Source organism: Actibacterium sp. D185-2, from assembly GCF_054954595.1.
On the sequence record NZ_JBPWNX010000002.1, the window covers coordinates 384,188 to 408,179 of the forward strand.

Sequence of the window (23,992 nt, forward strand, 5' to 3'; positions counted from 1 at the left end):
GAGCAGCGCCCCTTTGCGAAAAGGTGGAAGGTAGGTTCGTATGTTTCGCCCGGCGATTCCTGATCCGGCAGCCCGTCCGGATGGCGCCTGTAGGCGGATCGCGCCTTGTTATTTCAGAAAACAGCAACTTTCAAAGGGTATCGCGAAAAGTGCCCTAACGTCACATTGGCCGCCCACGATACGTTTGCGCCGGGCGGCACGGGATTGTTTCCCGGTATTATTCAATCCGTGTCAGGTGTCGTAATTATTGCCAGACTGGCCCCCGAGCCAGCCATATCAAGGGGTGGGCGCAAAGGATAATTCGCGGGCCCCAGAGCGCGGCGAATTATACCGCCCGGGACAACAGATTGATGACAGGGCTGATAGAACGGGATTCGCCCGCCCCCGGAATATGGCGGGCAGATCGCATGGATCCGCCCGCGCTGCATATGCCTATTCGGCCAGTATCCGGGCTTCGTGCTTTCGCAGCGTCCGGCGCGCGGCCCCATACCCCCGCAACCCTTCGACGGTTTTCAGGTCCGGGAACAGCTCGAAAATCTCGGTGCGCTGTGCGTTACCCATGCCCTTGAGCGTATAGTCGCCAGGCTGGAAGCTTTCGGTCCAGGCCCCGTCCGACAGCACCACCTCGTGCCGGTCGAACATGAAGTGGATATAGGTCGTGCTGACCGTATCCACCGCGTGGACGCCCCGGTTGTTCACCAGATGCTTGGCCGCGACCAGCACCTCGTGCTCTTCGAAATAAAGCGCGGTGCGGTCGTTGGCGACCAGCATACGGTGGTTCGGGCTGACCATCATGTCACGCTCGGGTAGGCCGTTGCCCAGCGCGCCTGCGCGGATCAGCACCGGCTTCAGATGCCGTGCCGCGGCCAGATCGCGCCCGGTCAGGGCCTTTTGCCCGATCCAGCGGATTTCCTGAATGCCGTTGTCGCGGGTGATGACCTTGTCGCCGGGCTTCAGGTCCTGCACCAGACGCTCGCCCTTGGGCGTAGCGATCCGGGTGCCGGGGGTGAAGCAGGGAATGACCTCTTCGATATTCTCGAAGCTCATCGTGCCGGTGGCCGCGCCGCCCGCGTCAAAGAAGGTCACGGTGCCGTCGAAACCGTTGCCGTCGGAATCCGGGCCGGTATAGGTCACCGAAAGGCTGCCGCCCGCAGGTGCCGCACCGGTCAGATCCAGCGTGTCCCAGTCGTCGCCTTCCGAACCGCCGAACACCTGATCGCCCGCATTGCCACCGATAAAGGTGTCGCGGTCGGCCTCGCCGTACAGGATATCCGCGCCCGCGCCGCCGATGATGATATCGTCGCGGTAGCCTGCGGTGATGATGTCGTCGCCGTCGCCACCATCGAGATAGTCGACATTGTTGCCGCCCGCGATGGTGTCGTTGCCACCTTCGCCATACAGCGTGTCGTCGCCGCCACCGCCGATGATATTGTCGTCGCCGTCACCGCCGTGAATCTCGTCATCACCCGAGAACCCGTCGAGCGTGTCGTTGCCCGCGCCGCCATACATCAGGTCGTTGTCGCGGCCGCCGATCAGGGTGTCGTCGCCGTCGCCGCCATCCAGCAGGTCGTCGCCGCCCTGACCATAGATGGTGTCGTTGCCGGTGCCGCCGGTGATCACATCGGCGTCTTCGCTGCCCTGGATGTAATCGTTGCCCGCGCCGCCATCGATCGTGTCGTTGCCCGCGCCGCCGTAAATCTCGTCGTCGCCGTCACCGCCCAGGATGGTGTCGTTGCCGGTACCGCCATAGATCAGGTCGTTGTCGATACCGCCGTCGATCGTGTCGTCGCCCGCATCGCCATAGATCGTGTCGTTGTCGTCCTGGCCAAAGATCGTGTCGTTGCCGTCGCCGCCATGGATCACGTCCTTGCCGTTGTCGGGCACCGCATCGATCGAATCCGGGATGTTCAGCGCATCGGGATAGATCGGATCGAGCCCGCCATAGATCGTGTCGTTGCCCGCGCCGCCGTCGATCGTGTCGGACCCTTCGCCGCCGACGATATAATCGTCGCCGTCGCCGCCATCCACGGTGTCGTCGTCATAGCCCGCATCGATCGTGTCGTTGCCGGTGCCGCCCAGGATCACGTCATCGTCATCGCCGGTGACGATCACATCGTCGCCCGCGCCGCCATCGACATAGTCCTTGTCGTTATCGGGGTCGGTATCGGCCGGGAACAGGCCGGGATAGCCGCGATCGGGCAGCGGGTTGCTGCTGATCGGGGCTGAGGTGTCGATCGTGTCGTTGCCCTCTTCACCGAAAACGGTATCGCTGCCGTCGCCGCCGATGATGATATCGTCGCGGTAGCCTGCGGTGATGATGTCGTCGCCGTCGCCACCATCGAGATAGTCGACATTGTTGCCGCCCGCGATGGTGTCGTTGCCACCTTCGCCATACAGCGTGTCGTCGCCGCCACCGCCGATGATATTGTCGTCGCCGTCACCGCCGTGAATCTCGTCATCACCCGAGAACCCGTCGAGCGTGTCGTTGCCCGCGCCGCCATACATCAGGTCGTTGTCGCGACCGCCGATCACGGTGTCGTCGCCGTCACCGCCATCCAACAGGTCGTCGCCGCCCTGACCATAGATGGTGTCGTTGCCGGTGCCGCCGGTGATCACATCGGCGTCTTCGCTGCCCTGGATGTAATCATTGCCCGCGCCGCCATCGATCGTGTCGTTGCCCGCGCCGCCGTAAATCTCGTCGTCGCCACCTTCGCCGAAGATGACGTCATCACCGTCGCCGCCATGGATCAGGTCATTCCCGGCCGCGCCGGTATCGACGCCACCCACATCGTAATAGATGTCGGTGATGTTGATCGCGGTGCTGCCGGTGCCGACATTGTTGTGGTCGATCTCGATCCGGGCCACGGGACCGTCGATTTCCACCAGAACCGAATTGTTGAAATCGTCCGGGTCGCCATTGCCGGTGCCGGTCGCGGTTTCCGCCCCGGCCACGCCATCCGCATCGGTCAGCGCGATGTCGGCGCCCGCGGTCAGCGTAACCGGAATCTGGTTGCCATCGGCGTCATAGGCGCGGATCACCACCTGCCCGCGGTTGGCGTCGATATCGTTTACCCGGAAATCGACATTGGTGACTTCCTCCGAAAAGGCCACCGTATAGGTGCCATCGCCATTGCCGCAGGTGCCATAGGATTCGAGGCTGGAATTGTCGTTGACGGTTTCGGTACCGCCGTCGATGCCGGCCACATTGACCTGTTCGGTTTCGAAATCGCTGTCGAGCCGGGTCACATGCTCGTCCGGGATGGTGACCGTGACCGTGACGCTGCCGGTGTCCTGGATCAGGGTCTTGCCGTCCAGATCCTCGCCATCGTCCACCGTGCCGGTACCGCAGGCGTCGGTGTCGGGCAGTTCGCTCCAGTTGAAGGATTCGCGCACCGCGGCGCTGCCGGAACCGTAGTCGCTGTCGCCATAGATGATGTCGTCGCCGGTGCCGCCCTGCAGGTCGTCGCTGCCGCTGCCGCCATACACCTCGTCATTGCCTTCGCCGGCCTGAACGGTGTCGTCGCCCGCGCCGGCCACGATAATGTCGTCATCGCCGAATTCGCCGGGCAGGATCGCGTCGTTGCCGTCGACCGCGTCGCCGTCGCTGTCCACATAGCCGGGCACGATGGTGTCGTTGCCGTCAGTGCCTGAAACGATTCCATCGGGCGCGGGATCAGTGCCGCCAGTGCCACCAGGATCGCAGCTCCCGGTTCCCGGCTGCGGACCCATCCACCACCATATGCTTCCACTCGTCCCGGTCATCTCAAACTCCTTAGCAGCTGGCGCGGCGCAAGCGATTCCTGCTCATGCCAACACCGACACGGATAAAATTCCGCGCACCATCCATGCGCCCCGCCTGTGGATGAAAAAAAGCCCGCGACCCAATGTTTTCACATCAAAATCACCCATAGCATTGATCATCGCCAAACCGACGTGATCGCAACCCGGCCTTCGCATCCGCGACAACACGCGACACGTTATTAAGCGGCTGCCCCCGCAAGCCTAATATTTCAGATGCCCCCCAGATTGGGCGTGTTAACGCATAGCTGCGGCGCGGCATGCAAGAAAGTAAAAAGTGCCCAAATGCCGCCACATTCTGGCGCCAGTTTCGTCTCTTTTGAATGTTTTGCGTGGATAAAGGGGGGCTATTGTTCGCGATTTCGGAACAATGAAGGGATCGCAAACAGGCCAGAAATCGGAGGTGGAAATTTTCTATATAATTTCCAGACGGTTGGAAGGTCGTGATTGAGGCGCCTTTCGTATCTCCATTTTAATTGTCTGGAAATCCGGGCCATTTACCATGTCCTGCTGTTGATATGGGCGGCCACATTCCGGCCACAATCAGAGGTGTAGTTTCGTTCGCGGTTTGGAACCATTAGGTGCGGAAACCGCAGTTTAGCTGTCCCAACCGCCGTTTTCAGCGTGCCGAGAAGCGAATCACTTCCAAAGATTAGCAAGTTCTCTTTGGTACAGGTTTCCGACAGATCCCCCGACCGATTCCAGCTCAGCGACCCCGCGTGCGGCCCGTCCTGCGGTGTGGGGCTTGAAAGGCTGGCTGGTGCCCGAGGTGGGATTCGAACCCACACACCTTGCGGCGGGGGATTTTGAATCCCCTGCGTCTACCGTTCCGCCACTCGGGCCAGCCCGCGCGGTTTATCCCGCACATGACAAACCGTCAATGTCAGAACAGCACGCCCAGCAGCCACAGGCTCAGACCAGGGAAGGCCACCAGAAGCCCAACCCGCAGCAGATCGCTCAGCACGAAGGGGGCCACCCCTTTATAGGTCCGCAGGATCGGGATCTCGCGCGCCAGCGAATGGATGATGAACAGGTTCATCCCCACCGGCGGCGTGATCAACCCGACCTCGACCACGATCAGCGCCAGCACCCCGAACCAGATCGCGGTCTGCTCGGGCGTCAGGCCGAAATCCAGCGCCTGGATCACTGGAAAGAAGATCGGCACCGTCAGCAGGATCATCGACAGGCTATCCATCACGCAGCCGAAGACCAGATAGAACAGCAGCATCGCCGCCAGCACCAAAAGCGGGGCAAAGCCCTGCGCCGTGACCCACCCGGCCAGCAGCTGGGGCGCTTGGGTAAAGGCCAGGAAAGAGTTGAACAGCTGCGCCCCCAGCACGATGAAAAAGATCATCGCGGTCGACGTCGCGGTGGCCAGAATCGCGTCCTGCACGCCGCGCCAGCCCAGCCCGCCGGTGATCAGCCCGTACAGCCCGGTGGCCACAGCGCCCATCGCCGCGCCCTCGGTCGGGGTGAACAGCGCCTGCACGCCGGGCCGGGTCCAGTTCCAGTCGCCCGCGATGCCGCCCATGACCAGCCCGAAAATCGCCACCACCGGCCAGATCCGCCACAGCCCGCGCAACCGCGTGCGGTAAGGAATGCGCGGGACCATCGGCGCGGCCTCGGGCCGGATCCGCACATAGATCGCGACCGTCACCATATAGCCAAGTGCCGCCAGCAGCCCCGGCACCAGGGCCGCGACGAACATCTTGACGATATTCTGCTGGGTCAGGAGCGCATAGATCACCAGGATCACCGACGGCGGGATCAGGATGCCCAGCGTGCCGCCCGCAGCCAGAACCCCGGTGGCCAGCCCGTCGGAATAGCCCCGCCTGCGCATCTCGGGCAGCGCCACCTGCCCCATGGTCGCGGCCGTGGCCAGCGACGAGCCGCAAATCGCCCCGAACCCCGCGCAGGCCCCGACGGCGGCCATCGCCACCCCGCCGCGCCGGTGGCTCAGCCAGTCGGACGCGACCTGAAACAGCGCCGCGCTGATCCCCGACCTTGTGGCGAACTGCCCCATCAGCAGAAACAGCGGCACGATCGACAGCGAATAGCTGGAAAACGTGTCATAGCTTAACGTCTTCAGCAGGCTCAGCGGCGGGGTCGGATTGCCCAGCAGCGCCCATGTGCCCAGAAACCCGGCGATCCCCATCGCCGCGCCCACCGGCACCCGCAGGAAAATCGCCAGCAGCATCAGCGCGAAAACCACCAGGGCCAGGTCCAGCCCGGTCACGGCGCGGCCTCGCCGTCACCGAGCGCCAGGTTCAGGCTGCGCCACATGGTATAGAGAGAGACCAGAAAAAACAGCGCCGCCCCGATCAGCGCCAGTGCAAACGGGATCCAGACCGGCAGCCCCAGCTCATAGGTGGTTTCGGGGAAATAAGGCCTGCCCCCCATCGACAGCGCCGCGCGCAACCGGTCGGCACCGTATGGGAATTTTTCGCCAAACCCCAGCCATAGCCGCCACAGGATAACGACGCTGGCCAGCGTGATCGCCGTATCGCCCAATAGCGCGAACAGCGCCTGGGCACGGGCCGGCAGGGTCCGGATGACAATATCGACGGCCACATGGCCGCGCTGCAGCTGGCACCAGGGCAGAAAGGCGAAGACCGCAATGGCGCATCCGGCCTCGACCAGTTCATAGTCGCCAGTAACCGGCCCCAGCCCGATCCCTGTCAGCGCCCGGCCTGTGATCGACGCCGCGGTGACCAGCGCCACCGCAATCAGCACCAGCCCGCCGCACAACGCCAGCCCGCGGGCCAGACGCGCCAGCGCGCGGCCGGTGACTTGCTCTGCCGTCTGTGCCAGTGCCATGGGATCCGCCCCGCTGCCGGACTACAGCGACGTTGCCGCAAAGGTGTCGCAATCGGCGATCCGGCCGCTGTCGAAGCCGGTCGCGAACCAGCGCTGGCGCTGTTCGGATGTGCCATGGGTAAAGGTATGCGGCATCGGTACCCGACCGGCGCTGCGCTGCAACGTGTCGTCGCCGATCTGCTTGGCCGCGTTCATCGCCTCGGCGATGTCGCCGGGCTCCAGACTGCCGAAACGGGCCTGCGCATGGGCCGCCCAGACGCCCGACAGGCAATCGGCCTGCAATTCGATCCGCACGGAAATCGCGTTGGACTCGGCCGTGCCGACCTGCTGACGCAGGGCATTGGCCTGGCCCAGGATGCCCAACTCGTCCTGAACATGGTGCGCGATCTCATGCGCCACCACATAGGCGGCGGCGAAATCGCCCCGCGCGCCCAGACGGTTTTCCAGCGTGGCGAAGAAATCGGTGTCCAGATAGGCCTTGTTGTCGGCCGGGCAATAGAACGGCCCGGTCGCGCCGCTGGCCCCGCCACAGGGCGATTGCGTGGTCCCCTTGAACAGCACCAGAACGGCGGGCTGATAGGTCCGGCCAAGCTGGTTGCGGAACAGCGCATCCCAGATCTCTTCGGTATCGGCCAGCGTGACGGAGACGAACTCGCCCGCGCGGATATCGGCCTCGGTCAGCGTCACCGCGCCGCGCCGGGATGCGCCCTGCCCGGCCTCTTCCAGCAGCGGCGTCACATCCACACCCAGGAAATAGCCGACCGCCAGAACCGCCAACAGCCCCACACCGCCCAGCCCGCCGGCCCGCGCGGCACTGCTGCTGCGCCTGTCCTCGATATTCCGGCTACCGCGCCGCCCCTGCCATTTCATCGCCGTCCCCGATCTGTTGCGCGGGCAATCTAGCTGCCCCCGACCGACCGTGCAAAGCCTTAGAAGACTTGACCCCATGACCTGCACATGCTGCATGAGCACAGAACGCAGCGCAGGGTGGCCCCAAATGATCCGCAAACTCTATGACTGGACGATTTCGCTGGCCGACAGCCGCCACGCGCTGTGGGCGCTGGCGTTCATCTCTTTCGTGGAAAGCTCGGTCTTTCCGATCCCGCCCGACGTTCTGATGATTCCGATGATCATCGCCCGCCCCAACCGCGCCTGGCAGATCGCGGGGGTCTGTCTGACGGCGTCGATCGCGGGGGCGATGCTGGGCTATTACATCGGCTACGGGCTGTTCGAAAGCGTTGGCCGCCCGGTGCTGGAGTTTTATGGCAAGGAAGCGTATTTCGACGAATTCCGCGCGCGCTATAACGAATGGGGCGCCTGGGCGGTGCTGATCGCCGGGATCACGCCGTTCCCCTATAAGGTCATCACCATCCTGTCGGGCTCGACCGGGCTGAACCTGCCGGTGTTCATCCTGTCCTCGATCGTGGCGCGCGGGCTGCGGTTCTATCTGATCGCGGCCCTGCTGTGGAAGTTCGGGACCCCGATCCGGGATTTCATCGAACGCCGCCTGGGCATCATCTTCACGGTTCTGATATTTCTGTTCCTGGGCGGCTTCTATGTGGTGAAATACCTGTGACACGCAAATCCCTGACCCTGCTGGCGGCGGTCGGATCGCTTGCACTGCTGCTGGGCGCGTTCGGCTTTCAGTATATCGGCGGCCTGCCCCCCTGCGAGTTGTGCATCTGGCAGCGCTGGCCGCATGCGGGGGCCATCGCCATCGGCGCAGTGGCGTTGATCTGGAACAGCCGGATCGTGCCCGTTCTGGGCGCGCTGGCGGCGCTGACCACGGCGGGGATCGGCCTGTATCACACCGGGGTCGAGCGCGCGTGGTGGCCGGGGCCGAGTTCATGCACCGGCGGCGGCGGGCTGGGCGGGCTTTCGGGCAGCGATCTGCTGAGCATCACCGACGTGCCCAAGGTCGTGATGTGCGATCAGGTCGCGTGGCAGATGTTCGGCCTGTCAATGGCCAGCTGGAACGCGCTGGGTTCGTTCGCTCTGGTAATCCTGTGGGGGATGGCGGCGCGCGCACCGCGTTAATGCAGGGTAAATTCCCCCACCACGTTGCGCCATTCGCCGGGGGCGATCATCTTGCGATGCGTGAAGCGCACCGAATGCAGCGGCCCCTCGATCTGGTCGTGCCAGAATTCGATGAACTTGAAGAGCCGCGGATGATCCGGTGCCAGATCGTAATCCTGCCAGATGAACGTGTTCAGCACATGGATGAAATCCGGCATCCGATAGAAGAATTCCGCCGTGGTCAGCCCATAGCCTTTCAGCATCATTTCGGTCTCGGTCGTACTCAATAGAATCCCTCCGATTTGGGGTTTGTAACAAAATCATGCCAAACCTGAATTAATTTACAATAAAAACAATTTGTTAGCACTCATCCCCGGCGGCTGATCGCAGAACCGGACAGTGGCCATTGCACCCCATATCGGGGTTCGGATATAGTGTGGGCTACAAGATATAGAGCGCGCAGAAACAGGTGGAACAAGAACGTGAACGACACGCCAGAAACCCCTGAAAAAGAAGACGAAATTCCGCCAGAGCGTCCGACCTACACGGGCCCGTCGATTTCGATCGAGGAGGAGATGAAATCCTCCTATCTCGATTACGCGATGAGCGTGATCGTCAGCCGTGCGATTCCCGATCTGCGCGACGGGCTGAAGCCGGTACACCGGCGCATTCTGTTCGCGATGCACGAAACCAACAACACCCATGACAAGCCCTACCGCAAATCGGCGCGGCCGGTGGGCGACACGATGGGGAAATACCATCCCCACGGCGACAGCGCGATCTATGATGCGCTGGTGCGGATGGCGCAGCCGTTTTCGATGTCGCTGCCACTGCTGGATGGGCAGGGCAATTTCGGGTCGATGGATGGCGATAACGCCGCGGCCATGCGCTATACCGAAGTGCGGATGGACAAACCCGCGGGCGCGCTGCTGGCCGATATCGAAAAGGAAACCGTCGATTTTCAGGACAATTACGACGGCAAGGACCGCGAGCCCACCGTCCTGCCCGCGCGCTATCCCAACATGCTGGTCAACGGCGCCGAAGGTATCGCCGTCGGCATGGCCACCCGCATCCCGCCCCACAATCTGGGCGAGGTGGTGGATGCCACCCTGGCCCTGATCGAAAATCCCGATCTGACCTCGGAAGAACTGATCGAATACGTTCCGGCGCCGGATTTCCCGACCGGCGGGATCATTCTGGGCCGCGCCGGAGCGCGCAAGGCCTATCTGGAAGGGCGCGGCTCGATCGTCATCCGGGCCAAGACCCGGATCGAAGAGATCAGAAAAGACCGCTATGCCATTGTTCTGGATGAAATCCCCTATCAGGTGAACAAGGCGGCGATGATCGAGAAGATCGCCGAGTTGGTCCGCGACAAGAAGCTCGAAGGTATTTCCCATGTGCAGGACGAATCCGACCGGATCGGCGTGCGTGTGGTGATCGAGCTGAAGCGCGACGCCACCGCCGAGGTGGTGCTGAATCAGTTGTTCCGATTCACCCCGATGCAGACCTCGTTCGGGGCCAACATGCTGGCGCTGAACGGCGGCCGCCCCGAGCAGCTGACGCTGCGCAAATTCCTGACCGCCTTCATCGACTTCCGCGAAGAGGTGGTCGCGCGCCGCACCGCATTCGATCTGCGCAAGGCGCGCGAGCGCAGCCATATCCTGTGCGGTCTGGCCGTCGCTGTGTCGAATGTCGATGAGGTGGTGGCGACGATCCGGGCCTCTGCCGACCCGGCCGAGGCGCGCGAACGGCTGATGACCCGACGCTGGCCCGCCGGCGACATCGCCGAATACATTCAGCTGATCGACGACCCGTCGCACAAGATGAACGAGGACGGCAGCTATAACCTGTCGGAAACCCAGGCCCGCGCGATCCTTGAACTGCGGCTGCAACGCCTGACCGCGATGGGCGTGAAAGAGGTGACCGACGAGCTGCAGGAACTGGCCGGTAAAATCCGCGAATATCTGGATATCCTGCGCTCGCGCGAGCGGATCATGGCGATCATCGCCGATGAGCTGCGCGAGGCGCACGAACAGTTCGCCGTGCCGCGCCGCACCGAAATCGTCGACTGGTCTGGCGACATGGAAGACGAGGACCTGATCGAGCGCGAGGACATGGTCGTGACGGTCACCCAGTCGGGCTATATCAAACGCACGCCGCTGGCCGAATTCCGTGCGCAGCGCCGGGGCGGCAAGGGCCTGTCGGGCATGTCGACCAAGGAAGAGGACGTGGTCACCACCCTGTTCGTGGCCAACACCCACACCCAGCTTCTGTTCTTCACCACCGAAGGCATGGTCTATAAGTTGAAAACCTGGCGCCTGCCGCAAGGCGGACGCACCGCCAAGGGCAAGGCGATCGTCAATATCCTGCCGATCCCGCCGGGCGTGTCCGTCGCCGCGATCATGCCGGTCGACCGCGACGAAGCGGAATGGTCCGAGTTGCAAATCGTGTTCGCCACCACGGCGGGCGATGTGCGGCGCAACCAGCTGTCGGATTTCACCAACGTGATGCGCAACGGCAAGATCGCGATGAAGCTGCCCGAGGGCGTCAGCCTGGTGAATGCCCGGATTTGCGCCGAAGAGGATGACGTGATGCTGGTTACCTCGGGCGGGCGGGCGATCCGTTTCCCGACCACCGATGTGCGCGTCTTCAAGGGCCGCGATTCCACCGGCGTGCGCGGTATCCGGCTGGCGGCTGGCGACGAGGTCGTGTCGATGGCGATCATCCGCCACTTCGAGGCCAGCGCCGAAGAACGCGCCACCTATCTCAAGATGCGCCGCGCCGTGGCCGGTCTGACCGACGACGCCGAGAGCGAAGAGGAAGAGATCGCCGAGGCCGCCGAGTTCAGCCCCGAGCGCTATGCCGAAATGTCGGCAGCCGAGGATCTGATCCTGACCATCACCTCGGGCGGCGCGGGCAAGCTGTCGTCCAGCCACGACTACCCCGTGCGCGGGCGCGGCGGCCAGGGCGTGCAGGCGATGGACAAGGCGATGCGCGGTGGCCGGCTTGTGGCCAGTTTCCCGGTCGAAATGGACGACCAGATCATGTTGGCCACCTCGACCGGTCAGTCGATCCGCTGTCCGGTGGACGGCATCTCGTTCCGGTCGCGCAGCGCGGGTGGGGTCAAGGTGTTCGACACCAGCAAGGGCGAAGAGGTCGTCTCGGTCGCGTGGATCGCCGAACAGGCCGACGAAGAGGTGCTGCAGGATGGGTCCGGGGACGTGGCGTAACTTTCCATTTCCGGGAAGGTTTCGCTTCACCCATCGGTTGTACGCTGTTAACCTTTGAAATACCGGGTTGGCGTATTTCCGTGATCCGGGCCTTTTCCTGCAATCGCCGGGGCCCCGATGAACAACTGGGATGATTTTCGCTTCCTTCTGGCGGTTTACAAATCCGGCACGATGACCGCTGCGGCCAAGCTGCTGAACACCAATGTGGCCACCGTGTCGCGGCGGATCGAGCGTTTGAGCGAGACACTGGGCTATCCGCCGTTCATCAAGACCACGCATGGCTGGGAGCCCAACAAGAAGCTGCTCGGACTGCTGGACATGGTTGAAAGCTTCGACGCCGCCCTGCAGCGCGAAAGAAACAGCACCGTGGCGCTGGCACAGGACGAACGGGTGCCGATCCGAATCGGCGTGCCCCCGGTGGTGTCGTCACAGGTTCTGTACCCGTCCTTCCATTACGCGATGGACGATCTGCGCAATGTCGGGCTGGAATTCTTCGACCGGTTCCACGGCGAAGGCTTGGGCGATTACGACATCGTCATCCAGACCTCGCGCCCCGACTCCGGCCGGGTTCTGACCCGCCGGATCGGCCATCTGAATTTCCGCATCTATGGCGATCCCGATGGCGCGCCCCACCAGGACTGGGTCGGCCTGTCACGTGAATATGACGCCTATCCCGTACAGCAGATGGGGTTTGCGATCTTCGGGTGCGAACCATTGATCCGCACCCATCATTTCGACCATATATTCGAGATCGTGCGCTCGTCGGGGTTGCCCGGCCCGCTGCCCGAAACCCTGGCCGCCCGCGCCCCGGACCTGCGCCCGCTGCCCGGCAACGATCTGGTCCAAAGCACCGAGTTCTGGTTGATGTACCACGCGTCGCGCAAGGGCGACCCGGTGATCCGCATCGTCACCGACTGGATCGAGCGCTGCTTTGCCGCCCTGCCCGGCAAACCCGATAGCCAGGCCTGACCGCGCAGCGCACGGCCCGCACTTGATGCGATTTGCGCAAAACCAGTTTTTCAGCTTTGGCAATTGTGTCCGGGCAAAGCCTGTGGTTGCTTTGAGATAACCTTAATACAACCGACGGGTGGCGTAGTTGCATCTGAGACATCCCCTCCAGCCCATGTTCCGGACCGGCCTGTCCCTCGTGCTCGGGGGACATGCAGCACGGATCATGATCCTGCCGGCCGTGCAGCCGCAGCGTGACGGGGCCGATGCCGTTCTGCGGGCCCTTCCGCTGGAGGCGATTCCGCTGCACGCGCTGTTGCTGCTGATCAGCATCGGGGTCCTGTTGGGGTTCCAGACCCGAATTCTAGCCCCGATGGGTGCCGCGCTGTTTCTGGCGCTGTTCCTGTCCGAAAGTTTTGCCGCACTGCCGCTTTGGCAGGGTGCGCTCCTTATTGCCGTCGTGCCTATCTTGACTGTCCCTCTTGTATTCGCCGACGACGATGGCTGGTCGTTCTTTCCCGGAAGTTGGGACAATCAGCACTAACGCGTCTCTCCCCGCGTTGTCAGGCAGGGTCGATCCATCCCGGATCGGCCCTGTTTGCCCGTACCGCCTCTTGCCTCTTTTCCTTTGTTCGTAAACCGCCTACATCGCGCGCATGACGCAGGAACTTCATATCATCGGCGGCGGCATGGCCGGATCCGAGGCCGCCTGGCAGGCGGCGCAGGCGGGCGTGCCCGTGATCATCCACGAAATGCGCCCCAAGGTGGGCACATTCGCGCATCAAACCGGCAATCTGGCGGAAATGGTTTGTTCCAACTCATTCCGTTCGGACGATAGCGAGCAGAACGCCGTGGGCCTGTTGCATTGGGAAATGCGCGCGGCCGGTGGTCTGATCATGGAAATGGCCGATGCCCATTCCCTGCCCGCCGGTGGCGCACTGGCGGTGGACCGCGATCAATTCGCCGAAGGTGTCACCGCCCGGCTGCGCGCGCACCCGCTGATCCGGATCGAAGACGGTGAAATCACCGCCCTGCCCGGCGACGGCCACTGGATCATTGCCACCGGCCCGCTGACCTCGACCGCGTTGGGCCGGGCCATTCAGGCCGAAACCGGCGCCGATGCGCTGGCGTTTTTCGATGCCATCGCGCCCATCGTCTATGCCGACAGCGTGGATTTGAGCAAAGCCTGGTTCCAGTCGCGCTATGACAAGGGCGAGACCGAGGAGGAGCGCACCGCCTATCTGAACTGTCCGATGGACCGCGACACCTATGAAGCGTTCATCGACGCGCTGCTGGCCGCCGACAAGACCGAGTTTCACGAGGGCGAGACCGCCGGTTATTTCGACGGCTGCCTGCCGATCGAGGTGATGGCCGAACGCGGCCGCGAAACCCTGCGCCACGGCCCGATGAAGCCCGTCGGCCTGACCAACCCGCATCAGCCCGATGTCAAAGCCTGGGCCGTGGTCCAGCTGCGCCGCGACAATGCATTGGGCACCCTGTTCAACATCGTCGGGTTCCAGACAAAGATGAAGTATGGCGCGCAAGCTGATGTTTTCAGGATGATTCCGGGTCTTGAGAATGCCCGGTTTGCGCGGCTGGGTGGCATCCACCGCAACACGTTTCTGAATTCGCCCACGCTGCTGGACAACCAGATGCGCCTGAAATCGCGCCCCAATATCCGCTTCGCCGGTCAGATTACCGGGGTCGAGGGCTATGTCGAAAGCGCCGCTATGGGCCTGCTGGCCGCGCGTCTGGCAGTGGCCGAACTTCAGGGTCGCACCCTGTCGCCGCCGCCGCCCGAGACCGCCACCGGCGCGCTGGTGACCCACATCACCGGCGGGGCCGACGCGAAGACGTTTCAACCGATGAACGTGAATTTCGGCCTGTTCCCGCCGGTCGAGGGACTGAAGGCCGGGCGGCGCGGCCGCAAGGACCGCTACAAAGCCTATACCGACCGCGCCAAGGACGCTTGGAGCAACTGGCTGAATCAATGAGGTATCGTACCCGCTTTGCCCCGTCGCCGACCGGCCCGCTCCATCTGGGCCATGCCTACTCGGCGCTGCTGGCCGACGGTCGGGCACGGGCGGCGGACGGCGATTTTCTGCTGCGGATCGAGGATATCGACCAAAGCCGCGCCCGCCCGAAATGGGAGGCGCAGATCCGCGACGATCTGCACTGGTTGGGCCTGCGCTGGCCCGATCCCGTGGTGCGTCAATCGGATCGCATGGCCGCTTATGCTGTAGCCCTCAACACATTGATTGGAAAAGGCCTTTGCTATCCCTGCCGCTGCACCCGCGCTGATATCAAAGCCGCGATGTCCGCCCCGCAGGAAGGCGTGCCGGCGACCGGCCCCGTCGGGCTGATATATCCCGGCACCTGCCGCGCACGCTCTATGACCGAGGCCGGGCCGAGGGACGCGATTCGCCTGAATATCGAGGCCGCCGTCGCGCATCTGGGCGGTGTGGCGCGATTGGGATTTGACGAAACCGGCCCGATCCACCCCGGCCGACACCGGCTGAACGCCGAGACGCTGATCCACGGCGTTGGTGATATCGTCCTGGCCCGGCGCGACATGGGCAGCTCGTATCATCTGGCAGTGGTGGTCGATGACGCGGCGCAGGGCATCACCGAGGTGGTGCGCGGTGCCGATCTGTTCGAGGCCACCCAGATCCATGTTCTGCTTCAGGCACGACTTGAATATCCCACCCCAAGCTACCACCATCACGCCCTTATTCGCGATGAGAATGGCAAGCGTCTGGCCAAGCGTGACGACGCACGCGCCATTGCGAAATACCGCGCCCAAGGTGCCAGCCCCGCCGACATCCGCGCCATGGTCGGGCTTTAGAAAAATCTTCACGAAGATTTTTCCGGCAGAAGAATTTTCGTGAAAATTCTTCCGTCTACGCCATCGGTGCCATCAATTCGACCTCTTCGCCATCCCGCACCGCCGTATAGAAACAGCTGCGCCGGTTGGTGTGGCAGGCCGGGCCCTGCTGTTCGACGATCAGCAACAGGCAATCGCGGTCGCAATCCACCCGGAACTCCAGCAGGCGCTGGGTGTGGCCACTGGTTTCCCCCTTGATCCAGAAGGCCTGGCGCGAGCGCGACCAATAGGTGACGCGCCCGGTTTCCAGCGTCTTTGCCACCGCCTGCGCATTCATCCAGGCCATCATCAGAACCTCGCCCTCCGCGGATTGCGCGATCGCCGGGATCAGCCCGTTGGCATCATAGGTCAAACTCGCAGGGTCGAAGGGCATCGCCGCATCCTTTGCAAAAGCCGGTTGCCGGGCTATGTAGTGAACCGAAGCGGAAAGGGAAAGCCATGAGCGCCGAGACCGACCTGATCAAGCTCTACTCGCAGCGCATCCTGGCGCTGGCGGCCGATATCCCGCATCTGGGCAAGCTCGATGCGCCGACCGGGCACGCCCGTAAACGCGCGCCGCTTTGCGGCTCGACCGTGTCGGTCGATCTGGTCGCCCGCGACGGGCGGATCACGGATTTCGCCCAGGATGTGAAGGCCTGCGCGCTGGGTCAGGCCGCCGCGTCCGTGGTGGGGGCCCATATCATCGGGCGCAGCCGGGCCGAGGTCGAGGCCGCCCGCGATCAACTCAAGGCGATGCTGAAAGAAGGCGGTCCGCCCCCCGCCGCGCCGTTTGACGAGTTGAAGGTGCTGGAACCCGCCAAGGACTATAAAAACCGCCACGGCTCGATCCTGCTGTCGCTTGATGCGGTTTTGGAGGCGCTGGACGCCGCCGAAAACGCCGCCTGCGCGTAACCTGCCAAACCCCGTAAAAAAACCGCCGCGCTCCGGGACGGGAGGCGGCGGCAAGTCGCGTGTCTGTGAGAGCCCGGGCGGTGACGAAGCCAGAGGCAGGCTCCGCAGCTTGGGGACAGGCAGTGTCAGAAGCGGCGCATCATGTTGGGGACAGGGATGCGCGGCCCGGCACAGACCGCAGGCAGAAAGAATTCCTTACACAAACGCGGGCAGATGCAGCCCGACCACAAGCATCACCATCAGCGCAATCGCCCCTGCGGCATCCTGCATCAAAGTGGCAGAGGAACGGTTCAGAACGGTTCTCAACTCGGTCAGCATGGCGGGTAATCCTTGCATGTGGCTTCGTGTTGACCCTTTGTTCTCATTTTTAGTTAAAGATGTAAAGAACTTTTTAGGAACATTCGCGAACATTTGGGAACAAATCCGTTAACCTACGGAAATCAAACGAAACGCCTTGTTCTGCTCCATCAGCCATAACAGCACCCGAACAGCGGCGCCGCGCGGGCTGTTCAGGCCCGGATCCTCGGCCAGCAATTTGCGCGCGTCGCTTTGCGCCACCGCCATCAGCGCGGCTTGCCGTTCCAGATCGGCGATGCGAAACCGCGGCAGGCCCGATTGCGCGGTGCCGATCAGATCACCCGCGCCGCGCATCGCCAGATCCTCCTCTGAGATGCGAAAGCCATCCTCGGTCTCGCGCAGGATTTCCAACCGCCGGCGCCCGGCCTCGGTCAGTGGCGGCTGATACATCAACAGACAGGTCGAGGCCGCAGTGCCGCGCCCCACCCGCCCGCGCAACTGATGCAGTTGCGCCAGGCCGAAACTTTCGGCACGTTCGATCACCATGATCGACGCATTGGGCACGTTCACCCCGACCTCGATCACTGTGGTGGCGACCAGAACCGCAGTATCGCCCGCAGCGAACCGCGCCATGGCGGCATCCTTTTCGGTGGGCGGCATCTGACCATGGACCAGCCCCACGCGCCCTTCGCCCAAGGCCGCACGCAGCCGTTTGAAGCGGTTCTCGGCCGCGGTCATATCCACGGCCTCGCTTTCCTCGACCAGCGGGCAGACCCAATAGGCCTGCCGCCCCTCGGCGATCGCGTGGCGCAGATGCTCGACCACCTCATCCATCCGGCCAGTCGATACCAGGGCCGTTTTCACCGGCACACGACCGGGCGGCTTTTCATCCAGAACCGACACGTCCATATCGCCATATTGCGCCAGCGACAGCGAGCGCGGGATCGGCGTGGCGGTCATCACCAGCACATGCGCACCGTGGCCCTTGGCCGACAGTTCCATCCGCTGGGTCACGCCAAAGCGGTGCTGCTCGTCAATGATCGCCAGGCGCAGATCGCTGAAATCCACGTCCTTCTGGAATACCGCATGGGTGCCGACCAGAACCTGGATGTCGCCCGCCGCCAGCGCCGCCAGCTTGGCCCGGCGTTCAGGCCCCTTGTCGCGGCCAGTCAGGATATCCAGCACCACGCCGGCCTCTTCGGCCAACGGGCGCAGACTGTCGAGATGCTGGCGCGCCAGGATTTCGGTGGGGGCCATCATCACGCCCTGCCCGCCCGCCTCGACCGCGATCAGCAGCGCCATGAAGGCGACCAGCGTCTTGCCCGCGCCCACATCGCCCTGCAGCAGCCGGTTCATCCGCTGACCCTGCGCCATGTCATCGGCAATCTCCCGCATCGCCCGTTCCTGCGCGCCGGTGGGGCGATAGGGCAGCGCGGCCAGAATCTTGCGCCGCAGCGCGCCGTTGCCGGTGGTCGGATGCCCCGCGCCCCGCCGTACCGCCTGCCGGGCCAGCGCCAGGGTCAGCTGATGCGCGAACAGTTCGTCATAGGCCAAACGCTGACGCGCGGGCGCGGTCGGCGCCAGATCGGCGGGGCCCTGCGGGGCATGCACCGCCCGCACTGCGGCGCGCCAGTCGGGCCAGCCTTCGCGCACCCGCAACGCCGGATCGATCCATTCGTCCAGTTCCGGCAGCCGGTCCAGCGCCGAGGCAACAGCCTTGGCCACCGTCTTTTGCGTGATTCCGGCGGTCAGCGGATAGACCGGTTCATAGGCCGGGATCGCCGCGGCCTCGTCAGGTGGCAGGATGTGATCGGGATGCACCATCTGCGCGACCCCATCGAACAGCTCTATCTTGCCGGAAATCACCCGCCGCTGGCCGCTGGGCAGTTGTTTTTGCAGATAGGGGCCGTTGCCGTGAAAGAACACCAGCTGGAAACTGGCATGGGCATCCTGCACCTGTACCCGGTACGGGCGGCCCTTGGTGCGTGGCGGATGATGCGCGCCCACCTCGACCTCAACCGTCACGGTGTCGCCCGGCGTCACATCGTTGATCGAATCGCGCCGGGTGCGATCCACCCCCGAATGCGGCAGGGTGAAGATCAGATCGCGCGGCTTTTCCACATCCATCTGGGCAAACAACTTAGCGGTTTTCGGGCCGACCCCGTCCAGCCCCTCTAGCCCCGAGAACAGCGGAAACAGGATATCGGGCCGCCCGCTCATGCGGAACCGATCAGCGCCAGCCAGGCGTCTTCATCGATGGTTTCCACCCCCAGCTCGACCGCCTTCTTGGCCTTCGATCCCGCGCCGGGGCCCGCCACCACCAGATCCGTCTTGGCCGAAACCGAGCCCGCGACCTTGGCCCCCAATGCCTCTGCCCGGGCCTTGGCCTCGGCCCGGGTCATCTTTTCCAGCGTACCGGTGAAGACCACGATCTTGCCCGCCACCGGGCTGTCGACCGCGCCGCGCGCGGCCACGTCCTGCACATCCAGATATGCCACCAGCCGGTCGATCGAGGCGCGCTCGGCCGCCTGATGAAAGGCGGTGACCAGCGCCTCGGCCATCACCGCGCCGACGCCGTCGATCGCCATCAGGTTGTCCCATTCGGCACCCTCGCCCACGGTGGCGCTGGTTATCGCAGCCTCGAACGCGGCCCAGTTTCCGTAATGGCTGGCCAACAGGTTCGAGGCGGCCTCGCCCACATGACGGATCCCCAGCGCAAAGATCAGCCGGTTCAGCGGGATCGTCCGGCGTTCCCGGATCGCGGCAAAGAGGTTGGTCGCGGATTTCTCGCCCCAGCCTTCGCGATTCCTGAGCTGTTGAAGGCCGCTGCCAAACCGTGCCTCAAGCGTGAAAATATCGGCAGGCTCGCGGATCCAGCCGTCCTGATAAAATGCCTCGACCTGTTTGGCGCCCATCCCTTCGATGTCGAACGCGGCGCGCGAGACGAAATGTTTCAGCTTTTCAACCGCCTGCGCCGGGCAGATTACCCCGCCGGTACAGCGGCGCACGGCATCGCCTTCTTCGCGGATCGCCTCGGACCCGCATTCGGGGCATGTGGTCGGGAATTGGTAAGGCGCGGCGCCCGCGGGCCGTCTGGACAGATCCACATCGGCCACTTTCGGGATCACGTCGCCGGCGCGGTAGACCTGAACCCAGTCGCCTTCGCGAATATCCTTGCCGCCGCGAATCTCGTTGCCGCCGGCATCGCGCCCGGCGATGTAATCCTCATTGTGCAGCGTGGCGTTCGACACCACGACCCCGCCCACGGTTACCGGATGCAGCCGCGCCACCGGCGACAGCGCGCCGGTGCGGCCCACCTGTATCTCGATCCGCTCCAGCCGGGTCCAGGCCAGCTCGGCCGGGAATTTATGCGCGATTGCCCATCGCGGCGTGGTCGAGCGGAACCCGAGCCGCGCCTGAAGGCCCAGATCGTCCACCTTGTAGACGACCCCGTCGATGTCATAGCCCAGCGTGGCGCGCTGCGCCTCGATGCGGCGGTACTGATCCAGCATGGCACCCGGCCCGTCGCACAGCACGGTCAGCGGGTTGGTTTGAAATCCCAGCGCGGCCAGCCGGTCGATCGCGCCCTTTTGCGTATCCGCCAACGGTGCCGACAAAGCACCCCATCCGTAGGCGAAAAAACGCAAAGGCCGCTGCCTGGTGATCGTCGCATCCAGCTGGCGCAGCGACCCGGCGGCGGCATTGCGCGGGTTGGCGAAGGGTTTTTGCCCGGCCTCGGCCTGACGTTCGTTCAGCGCCTCGAAATCGTCGTGGCTCATATAGACCTCGCCGCGCACTTCCAGAATATCCGGCGCGCCGGTCAGTTGCGTGGGGATGTCACCGATGGTGCGGGCATTGGCGGTGACGTTTTCGCCCACCTCACCATCGCCGCGCGTGGCCGCCTGCACCAGCGCGCCCTGTTCATAGCGCAGCGACAGCGACAGCCCGTCGATCTTGGGCTCTGCGGTGTAGGTCAGTGCCGCCGTGTCATCGAGCCCCAGATACCGGCGGATCCGCGCGTCGAATTCGGTCACATCCGCGTCTTCGAACGCATTGCCCAGCGACAGCATCCGCACCGCATGGGTAACCTTGGCAAACCCTTCAGCCGGGGCGGCGCCGATCGAGTCAGAGGGGCTGTCGGCACGTTTGAGATGCGCAAACCGCGCCTCGACCGCCGCGTTGCGCCGTTTCAGCGCATCATACGCCGCATCCGACATCTCGGGCGCGTCGCGTTGGTGATAGGCGGCATCGGCCCGTGCGATCGCGGCGGCCAGGCGCGCAAGCTCGGCCTGCGCTTCGGCTTCGGTCAGTTGTTCAACATCAATGTCGTCTGCCATGCTGCGCCTCCCCGGACTATCCCCCAAAGTGATAGGAGGACGCCCCGGAGAGGTCCAGCCGAGAGTGGTGGTCAGGAAAATGCAGCGGCCCCATCCATCCCGGCAGGGCCGCGCGGTTGTTTTGATCAGGCCCCGAGCGCGATACGGTTCGGCAGCTCCACCGGTTCGGGGTCGCGCAGCACATAGCCGCGGCCCCAGACTGTCTCGATATAATTCTCGCCGCCGGTGGCCTGGCTGAGCTTCTTGCGCAGTTTGCAGATGAACACGTCGATGATCTTCAACTCGGGCTCGTCCATGCCGCCATAAAGATGGTTCAGGAACATTTCCTTGGTCAGCGTCGTGCCCTTGCGCAGGCTCAGCAGTTCCAGCATCTGGTATTCCTTGCCGGTCAGATGCACCGTCTTGCTGTCCACGCTCACCGTCTTGGCGTCCAGGTTGACGATGATTCGCCCGGTCTTGATCAACGATTGCGCGTGCCCCTTGGAGCGCCGGATAATCGCATGGATACGCGCCACCAGTTCTTCGCGGTGGAACGGTTTCGTCAGATAGTCATCCGCGCCGAAGCCGAATCCCTTGATCTTGTTTTCGGTGTCGTCGGCGCCTGACAGGATCAGGATCGGCGTATCGACCCGGGCCAGCCGCAATTGGCGCAGCACTTCGTGCCCGTTCATGTCAGGCAGGTTCAGGTCGAGCAGGATCAGGTCGTAATCGTAGAGCTTTGCAAGATCTACGCCCTCCTCGCCCAAATCCGTCGTGTAAACATTGAGATTTGCATGGGTCAGCATCAGTTCGATGCTTTTCGACGTGGTTGGGTCGTCTTCCACCAAAAGGACACGCATAAAATTTCTCCGCTAGCTTTCCTGATCTCTCCGCCACACTGACTAACAATGGTTAATTGCACGTTACTACTGTAGAAAGACTAGAGATACAATTCAGGGTTGTCTATAGCGCTGAATCTTCGTCGTTTTCAAAGCTTTCAACCCATGATCGGCAATCGCGCGGCGCCAGCCTTCCAGTTCCTCTTCGGACAGGGCATAGCGGGCCATGGCCTCGTCTTGCGAAATCAGGCCTGCGGCAATCGCTTTTACCACTGTCGCCTTGCGGCTGGCGACCCATCGGCGCGTATCCACCGGCGGCAGGTCGGCCCGGGTCATCGTGGTGCCGTCAGGCAGCGTTACGGCGCGCGGCCCGTTGATGCGTTTGATATACATGGGTCCTTCCCTCGCTCACTCTGACGTCAAGTGTTTGCCATTCAGACTTAAAGAGGTATGAAGCCGGGTCTTGAGACTATCTCGCATTTTCCTATATTGCGTCGGACTTCCCGAAAGGTTCCCAGATGCCGCTCGACAGCAAGGATCATCCGCTGAATTCCCTTGGCTTTGCCAAGCCCCCGTCCGAGACGCGCGTCGTCGTGGCGATGTCGGGCGGCGTCGACAGTTCGGTCGTGGCCGCGCAACTGGCCGAAGAAGGGTATGACGTGGTCGGCGTGACCTTGCAGCTTTACGATCACGGCGCGGCGCTGGCCAAGAAGGGCGCGTGCTGTGCGGGGCTGGATATTCACGACGCCCGCCGTGTGGCCGAGGAGATGGGCTTTCCGCATTACGTGCTCGACTATGAAAACATCTTCAAGGATGCGGTGATCGACGAATTTGCCGACAGCTATCTGGCCGGTGCCACGCCGGTGCCCTGCATACGCTGCAACGAGCGGGTGAAGTTCAAGGATCTGCTGCAAACCGCGAAAGAGCTGGAGGCCGACTGCATGGCCACCGGCCACTACATCCAACGCAAGATGGGCGCCAACGGCCCCGAACTGCATTGCGCCACCGATGCGAACCGCGATCAAAGCTATTTCCTGTTCTCGACCACGCCCGAGCAGTTGGACTATCTGCGCTTTCCGCTGGGCCACCTGCCCAGCAAGGGCGCGACCCGCGCGCTGGCTGCCAGATACGGGCTGGCCGTGGCGGACAAACCCGACAGTCAGGACATCTGTTTCGTGCCTAATGGCAACTATGCCAGCGTGATCGAAAAGCTGCGCCCCGGCGCGGCGGAACCGGGCGAGATCGTCGATATCGACGGCCGGGTGCTGGGCACACATGAGGGCGTGATCCATTACACCATCGGCCAGCGGCGCGGCCTTGGCATCGGCGGGCTGGCCGACCCGCTGTATGTGGTGCGGCTGGATGTGGACAACCGGCGTGTCATCGTCGGCCCGAAAGAGCTGTTGACCACGCGGATCGTGCCGGTGCGCGAAATCAACTGGCTGGGCGACGTGCCGATGAGCGCGCAGCCGGAATGGCATATCTCGGTCAAGGTGCGCTCGACCCGCCCCGCGCGCGAGGCGATCCTGCGCCCGCTGCCGGGCGGGCTGGCCGAGGTCGAACTGCTGACCCCCGAGGAAGGCGTCAGCCCCGGCCAGGCCTGCGTATTCTACGAAACCGGCGGCTCGCGTATTCTGGGCGGCGGCTGGATCTGGCGCGGGGCCTAGAACGACAGCAGCCAGACGATGATATCGGCCCGCATCTGCGGGTTGGGCGCGCGGTGCGTGGCCAGGAACATCTCCAGCATCAGCGCCTTTTCGTCGGGCGTTTCGCCGGGCAGAATGGCGGCCAGCACTTCACCGGGACCGTGGCACCGGGCACAAGATCGCGCATAGCTGGCCGCGCCCAGCACGGGATCGCCGGGGGCGGTTTCGGCCATGGCAGGCAGGGCCATCAGGCCCAGGGGGAACATCATCATCGCTAGACGCATCATGCATGGGGCCTTTCGGATCAGCC

General features: G+C 63.6%; 21 protein-coding genes and 1 tRNA gene. 9 read left to right on the forward strand and 13 right to left on the reverse strand.

Annotated features, from left to right (window positions below; all coding sequences use genetic code 11):
- Positions 1-432: 432 nt before the first annotated feature.
- The 5 genes from ACSR1C_RS05405 to ypfJ all read right to left on the reverse strand — a co-directional run bounded on the left by ACSR1C_RS05405 (position 433) and on the right by ypfJ (position 7,485).
- On the reverse strand, positions 433-3,762 hold the full coding sequence (locus ACSR1C_RS05405; protein WP_460258315.1) for a Hint domain-containing protein: 3,330 nt from the start codon (positions 3,760-3,762) through the stop codon (positions 433-435).
- A 794-nt stretch (positions 3,763-4,556) separates the two neighbouring features.
- Positions 4,557-4,640 (reverse strand) — tRNA-Leu (locus ACSR1C_RS05410).
- A 41-nt stretch (positions 4,641-4,681) separates the two neighbouring features.
- Positions 4,682-6,034, reverse strand: a complete 1,353-nt coding sequence (locus ACSR1C_RS05415) for a TRAP transporter large permease (protein WP_460258316.1) — start codon at positions 6,032-6,034, stop codon at positions 4,682-4,684.
- Positions 6,031-6,615: a TRAP transporter small permease gene (locus tag ACSR1C_RS05420; protein WP_460258317.1), complete on the reverse strand. Its 585-nt coding sequence runs from the start codon at positions 6,613-6,615 to the stop codon at positions 6,031-6,033. The genes ACSR1C_RS05415 and ACSR1C_RS05420 overlap by 4 nt, the downstream gene beginning before the upstream one ends.
- A 21-nt stretch (positions 6,616-6,636) precedes the next feature.
- Positions 6,637-7,485 (reverse strand): KPN_02809 family neutral zinc metallopeptidase, encoded by an 849-nt coding sequence (gene ypfJ, locus ACSR1C_RS05425; RefSeq protein ID WP_460258318.1) that lies wholly within the window; start codon positions 7,483-7,485, stop codon positions 6,637-6,639.
- Positions 7,486-7,612: 127 nt separating this feature from the next.
- Here ypfJ and ACSR1C_RS05430 point away from each other — a divergent pair, with 127 nt between their 5' ends.
- Positions 7,613-8,191: a YqaA family protein gene (locus ACSR1C_RS05430; protein ID WP_460258319.1), complete on the forward strand. Its 579-nt coding sequence runs from the start codon at positions 7,613-7,615 to the stop codon at positions 8,189-8,191.
- Positions 8,188-8,652, forward strand: coding sequence for a disulfide bond formation protein B (locus ACSR1C_RS05435; protein ID WP_460258320.1), 465 nt, complete (start codon positions 8,188-8,190; stop codon positions 8,650-8,652). The genes ACSR1C_RS05430 and ACSR1C_RS05435 overlap by 4 nt, the downstream gene beginning before the upstream one ends.
- Here ACSR1C_RS05435 and ACSR1C_RS05440 read toward each other — a convergent pair.
- Positions 8,649-8,918, reverse strand: coding sequence for an usg protein (locus tag ACSR1C_RS05440; protein WP_460258321.1), 270 nt, complete (start codon positions 8,916-8,918; stop codon positions 8,649-8,651). The genes ACSR1C_RS05435 and ACSR1C_RS05440 overlap by 4 nt on opposite strands.
- A 195-nt stretch (positions 8,919-9,113) precedes the next feature.
- Between ACSR1C_RS05440 and gyrA the strand changes: the two genes are divergently transcribed.
- From gyrA to gluQRS, 5 genes are all read left to right on the forward strand, one after another.
- A complete protein-coding gene (gyrA, locus tag ACSR1C_RS05445) occupies positions 9,114-11,861 on the forward strand; it encodes a DNA gyrase subunit A (protein ID WP_460258322.1) in 2,748 nt (915 codons plus the stop codon).
- A 117-nt stretch (positions 11,862-11,978) separates the two neighbouring features.
- Entirely contained in the window at positions 11,979-12,830 is an 852-nt protein-coding gene (locus ACSR1C_RS05450) for a LysR family transcriptional regulator (RefSeq protein WP_460258323.1), read from the forward strand.
- Between the two features lie 205 nt (positions 12,831-13,035).
- On the forward strand, positions 13,036-13,353 hold the full coding sequence (locus tag ACSR1C_RS05455; RefSeq protein WP_460258324.1) for a hypothetical protein: 318 nt from the start codon (positions 13,036-13,038) through the stop codon (positions 13,351-13,353).
- A gap of 112 nt (positions 13,354-13,465) precedes the next feature.
- Complete coding sequence (gene trmFO / locus ACSR1C_RS05460; protein ID WP_460258325.1) at positions 13,466-14,803, forward strand: methylenetetrahydrofolate--tRNA-(uracil(54)-C(5))-methyltransferase (FADH(2)-oxidizing) TrmFO; 1,338 nt, start codon at positions 13,466-13,468, stop codon at positions 14,801-14,803.
- Complete coding sequence (gene gluQRS, locus ACSR1C_RS05465; RefSeq protein ID WP_460258326.1) at positions 14,800-15,654, forward strand: tRNA glutamyl-Q(34) synthetase GluQRS; 855 nt, start codon at positions 14,800-14,802, stop codon at positions 15,652-15,654. The genes trmFO and gluQRS overlap by 4 nt, the downstream gene beginning before the upstream one ends.
- 55 nt (positions 15,655-15,709) lie before the next feature.
- Here the strand turns inward: gluQRS and hisI are convergent, their stop codons facing one another.
- Positions 15,710-16,066, reverse strand: a complete 357-nt coding sequence (gene hisI, locus ACSR1C_RS05470; protein WP_460258327.1) for a phosphoribosyl-AMP cyclohydrolase — start codon at positions 16,064-16,066, stop codon at positions 15,710-15,712.
- Positions 16,067-16,131: 65 nt separating this feature from the next.
- Here hisI and ACSR1C_RS05475 point away from each other — a divergent pair, with 65 nt between their 5' ends.
- Complete coding sequence (locus ACSR1C_RS05475) at positions 16,132-16,584, forward strand: iron-sulfur cluster assembly scaffold protein (RefSeq protein WP_460258328.1); 453 nt, start codon at positions 16,132-16,134, stop codon at positions 16,582-16,584.
- Positions 16,585-16,779: 195 nt separating this feature from the next.
- Here ACSR1C_RS05475 and ACSR1C_RS05480 read toward each other — a convergent pair whose 3' ends face one another.
- The 5 genes from ACSR1C_RS05480 to sciP form a co-directional block, all read right to left on the reverse strand.
- The gene (locus ACSR1C_RS05480) at positions 16,780-16,902 is read right to left on the reverse strand and encodes a hypothetical protein (RefSeq protein WP_460258329.1); all 123 of its coding nucleotides are present in this window, start codon (positions 16,900-16,902) and stop codon (positions 16,780-16,782) included.
- A gap of 108 nt (positions 16,903-17,010) precedes the next feature.
- Complete coding sequence (gene recG, locus ACSR1C_RS05485; RefSeq protein ID WP_460258330.1) at positions 17,011-19,101, reverse strand: ATP-dependent DNA helicase RecG; 2,091 nt, start codon at positions 19,099-19,101, stop codon at positions 17,011-17,013.
- Positions 19,098-21,218, reverse strand: coding sequence for an NAD-dependent DNA ligase LigA (gene ligA / locus ACSR1C_RS05490; protein ID WP_460258331.1), 2,121 nt, complete (start codon positions 21,216-21,218; stop codon positions 19,098-19,100). Before ligA ends, recG begins: the two co-directional genes overlap by 4 nt.
- A 125-nt stretch (positions 21,219-21,343) precedes the next feature.
- Positions 21,344-22,057, reverse strand: a complete 714-nt coding sequence (gene ctrA, locus ACSR1C_RS05495) for a response regulator transcription factor CtrA (RefSeq protein WP_460258332.1) — start codon at positions 22,055-22,057, stop codon at positions 21,344-21,346.
- 93 nt (positions 22,058-22,150) lie between these two features.
- Entirely contained in the window at positions 22,151-22,429 is a 279-nt protein-coding gene (gene sciP, locus ACSR1C_RS05500; RefSeq protein ID WP_460258333.1) for a CtrA inhibitor SciP, read from the reverse strand.
- A 125-nt stretch (positions 22,430-22,554) separates the two neighbouring features.
- On the opposite strand from sciP, the gene mnmA reads away from it, so the two are divergent.
- Entirely contained in the window at positions 22,555-23,703 is a 1,149-nt protein-coding gene (gene mnmA, locus ACSR1C_RS05505; protein WP_460258334.1) for a tRNA 2-thiouridine(34) synthase MnmA, read from the forward strand.
- Here mnmA and ACSR1C_RS05510 read toward each other — a convergent pair.
- Positions 23,700-23,954: a hypothetical protein gene (locus ACSR1C_RS05510; protein ID WP_460258335.1), complete on the reverse strand. Its 255-nt coding sequence runs from the start codon at positions 23,952-23,954 to the stop codon at positions 23,700-23,702. The two genes, mnmA and ACSR1C_RS05510, sit on opposite strands and share 4 nt — an antisense overlap.
- Positions 23,955-23,992 lie beyond the last annotated feature (38 nt).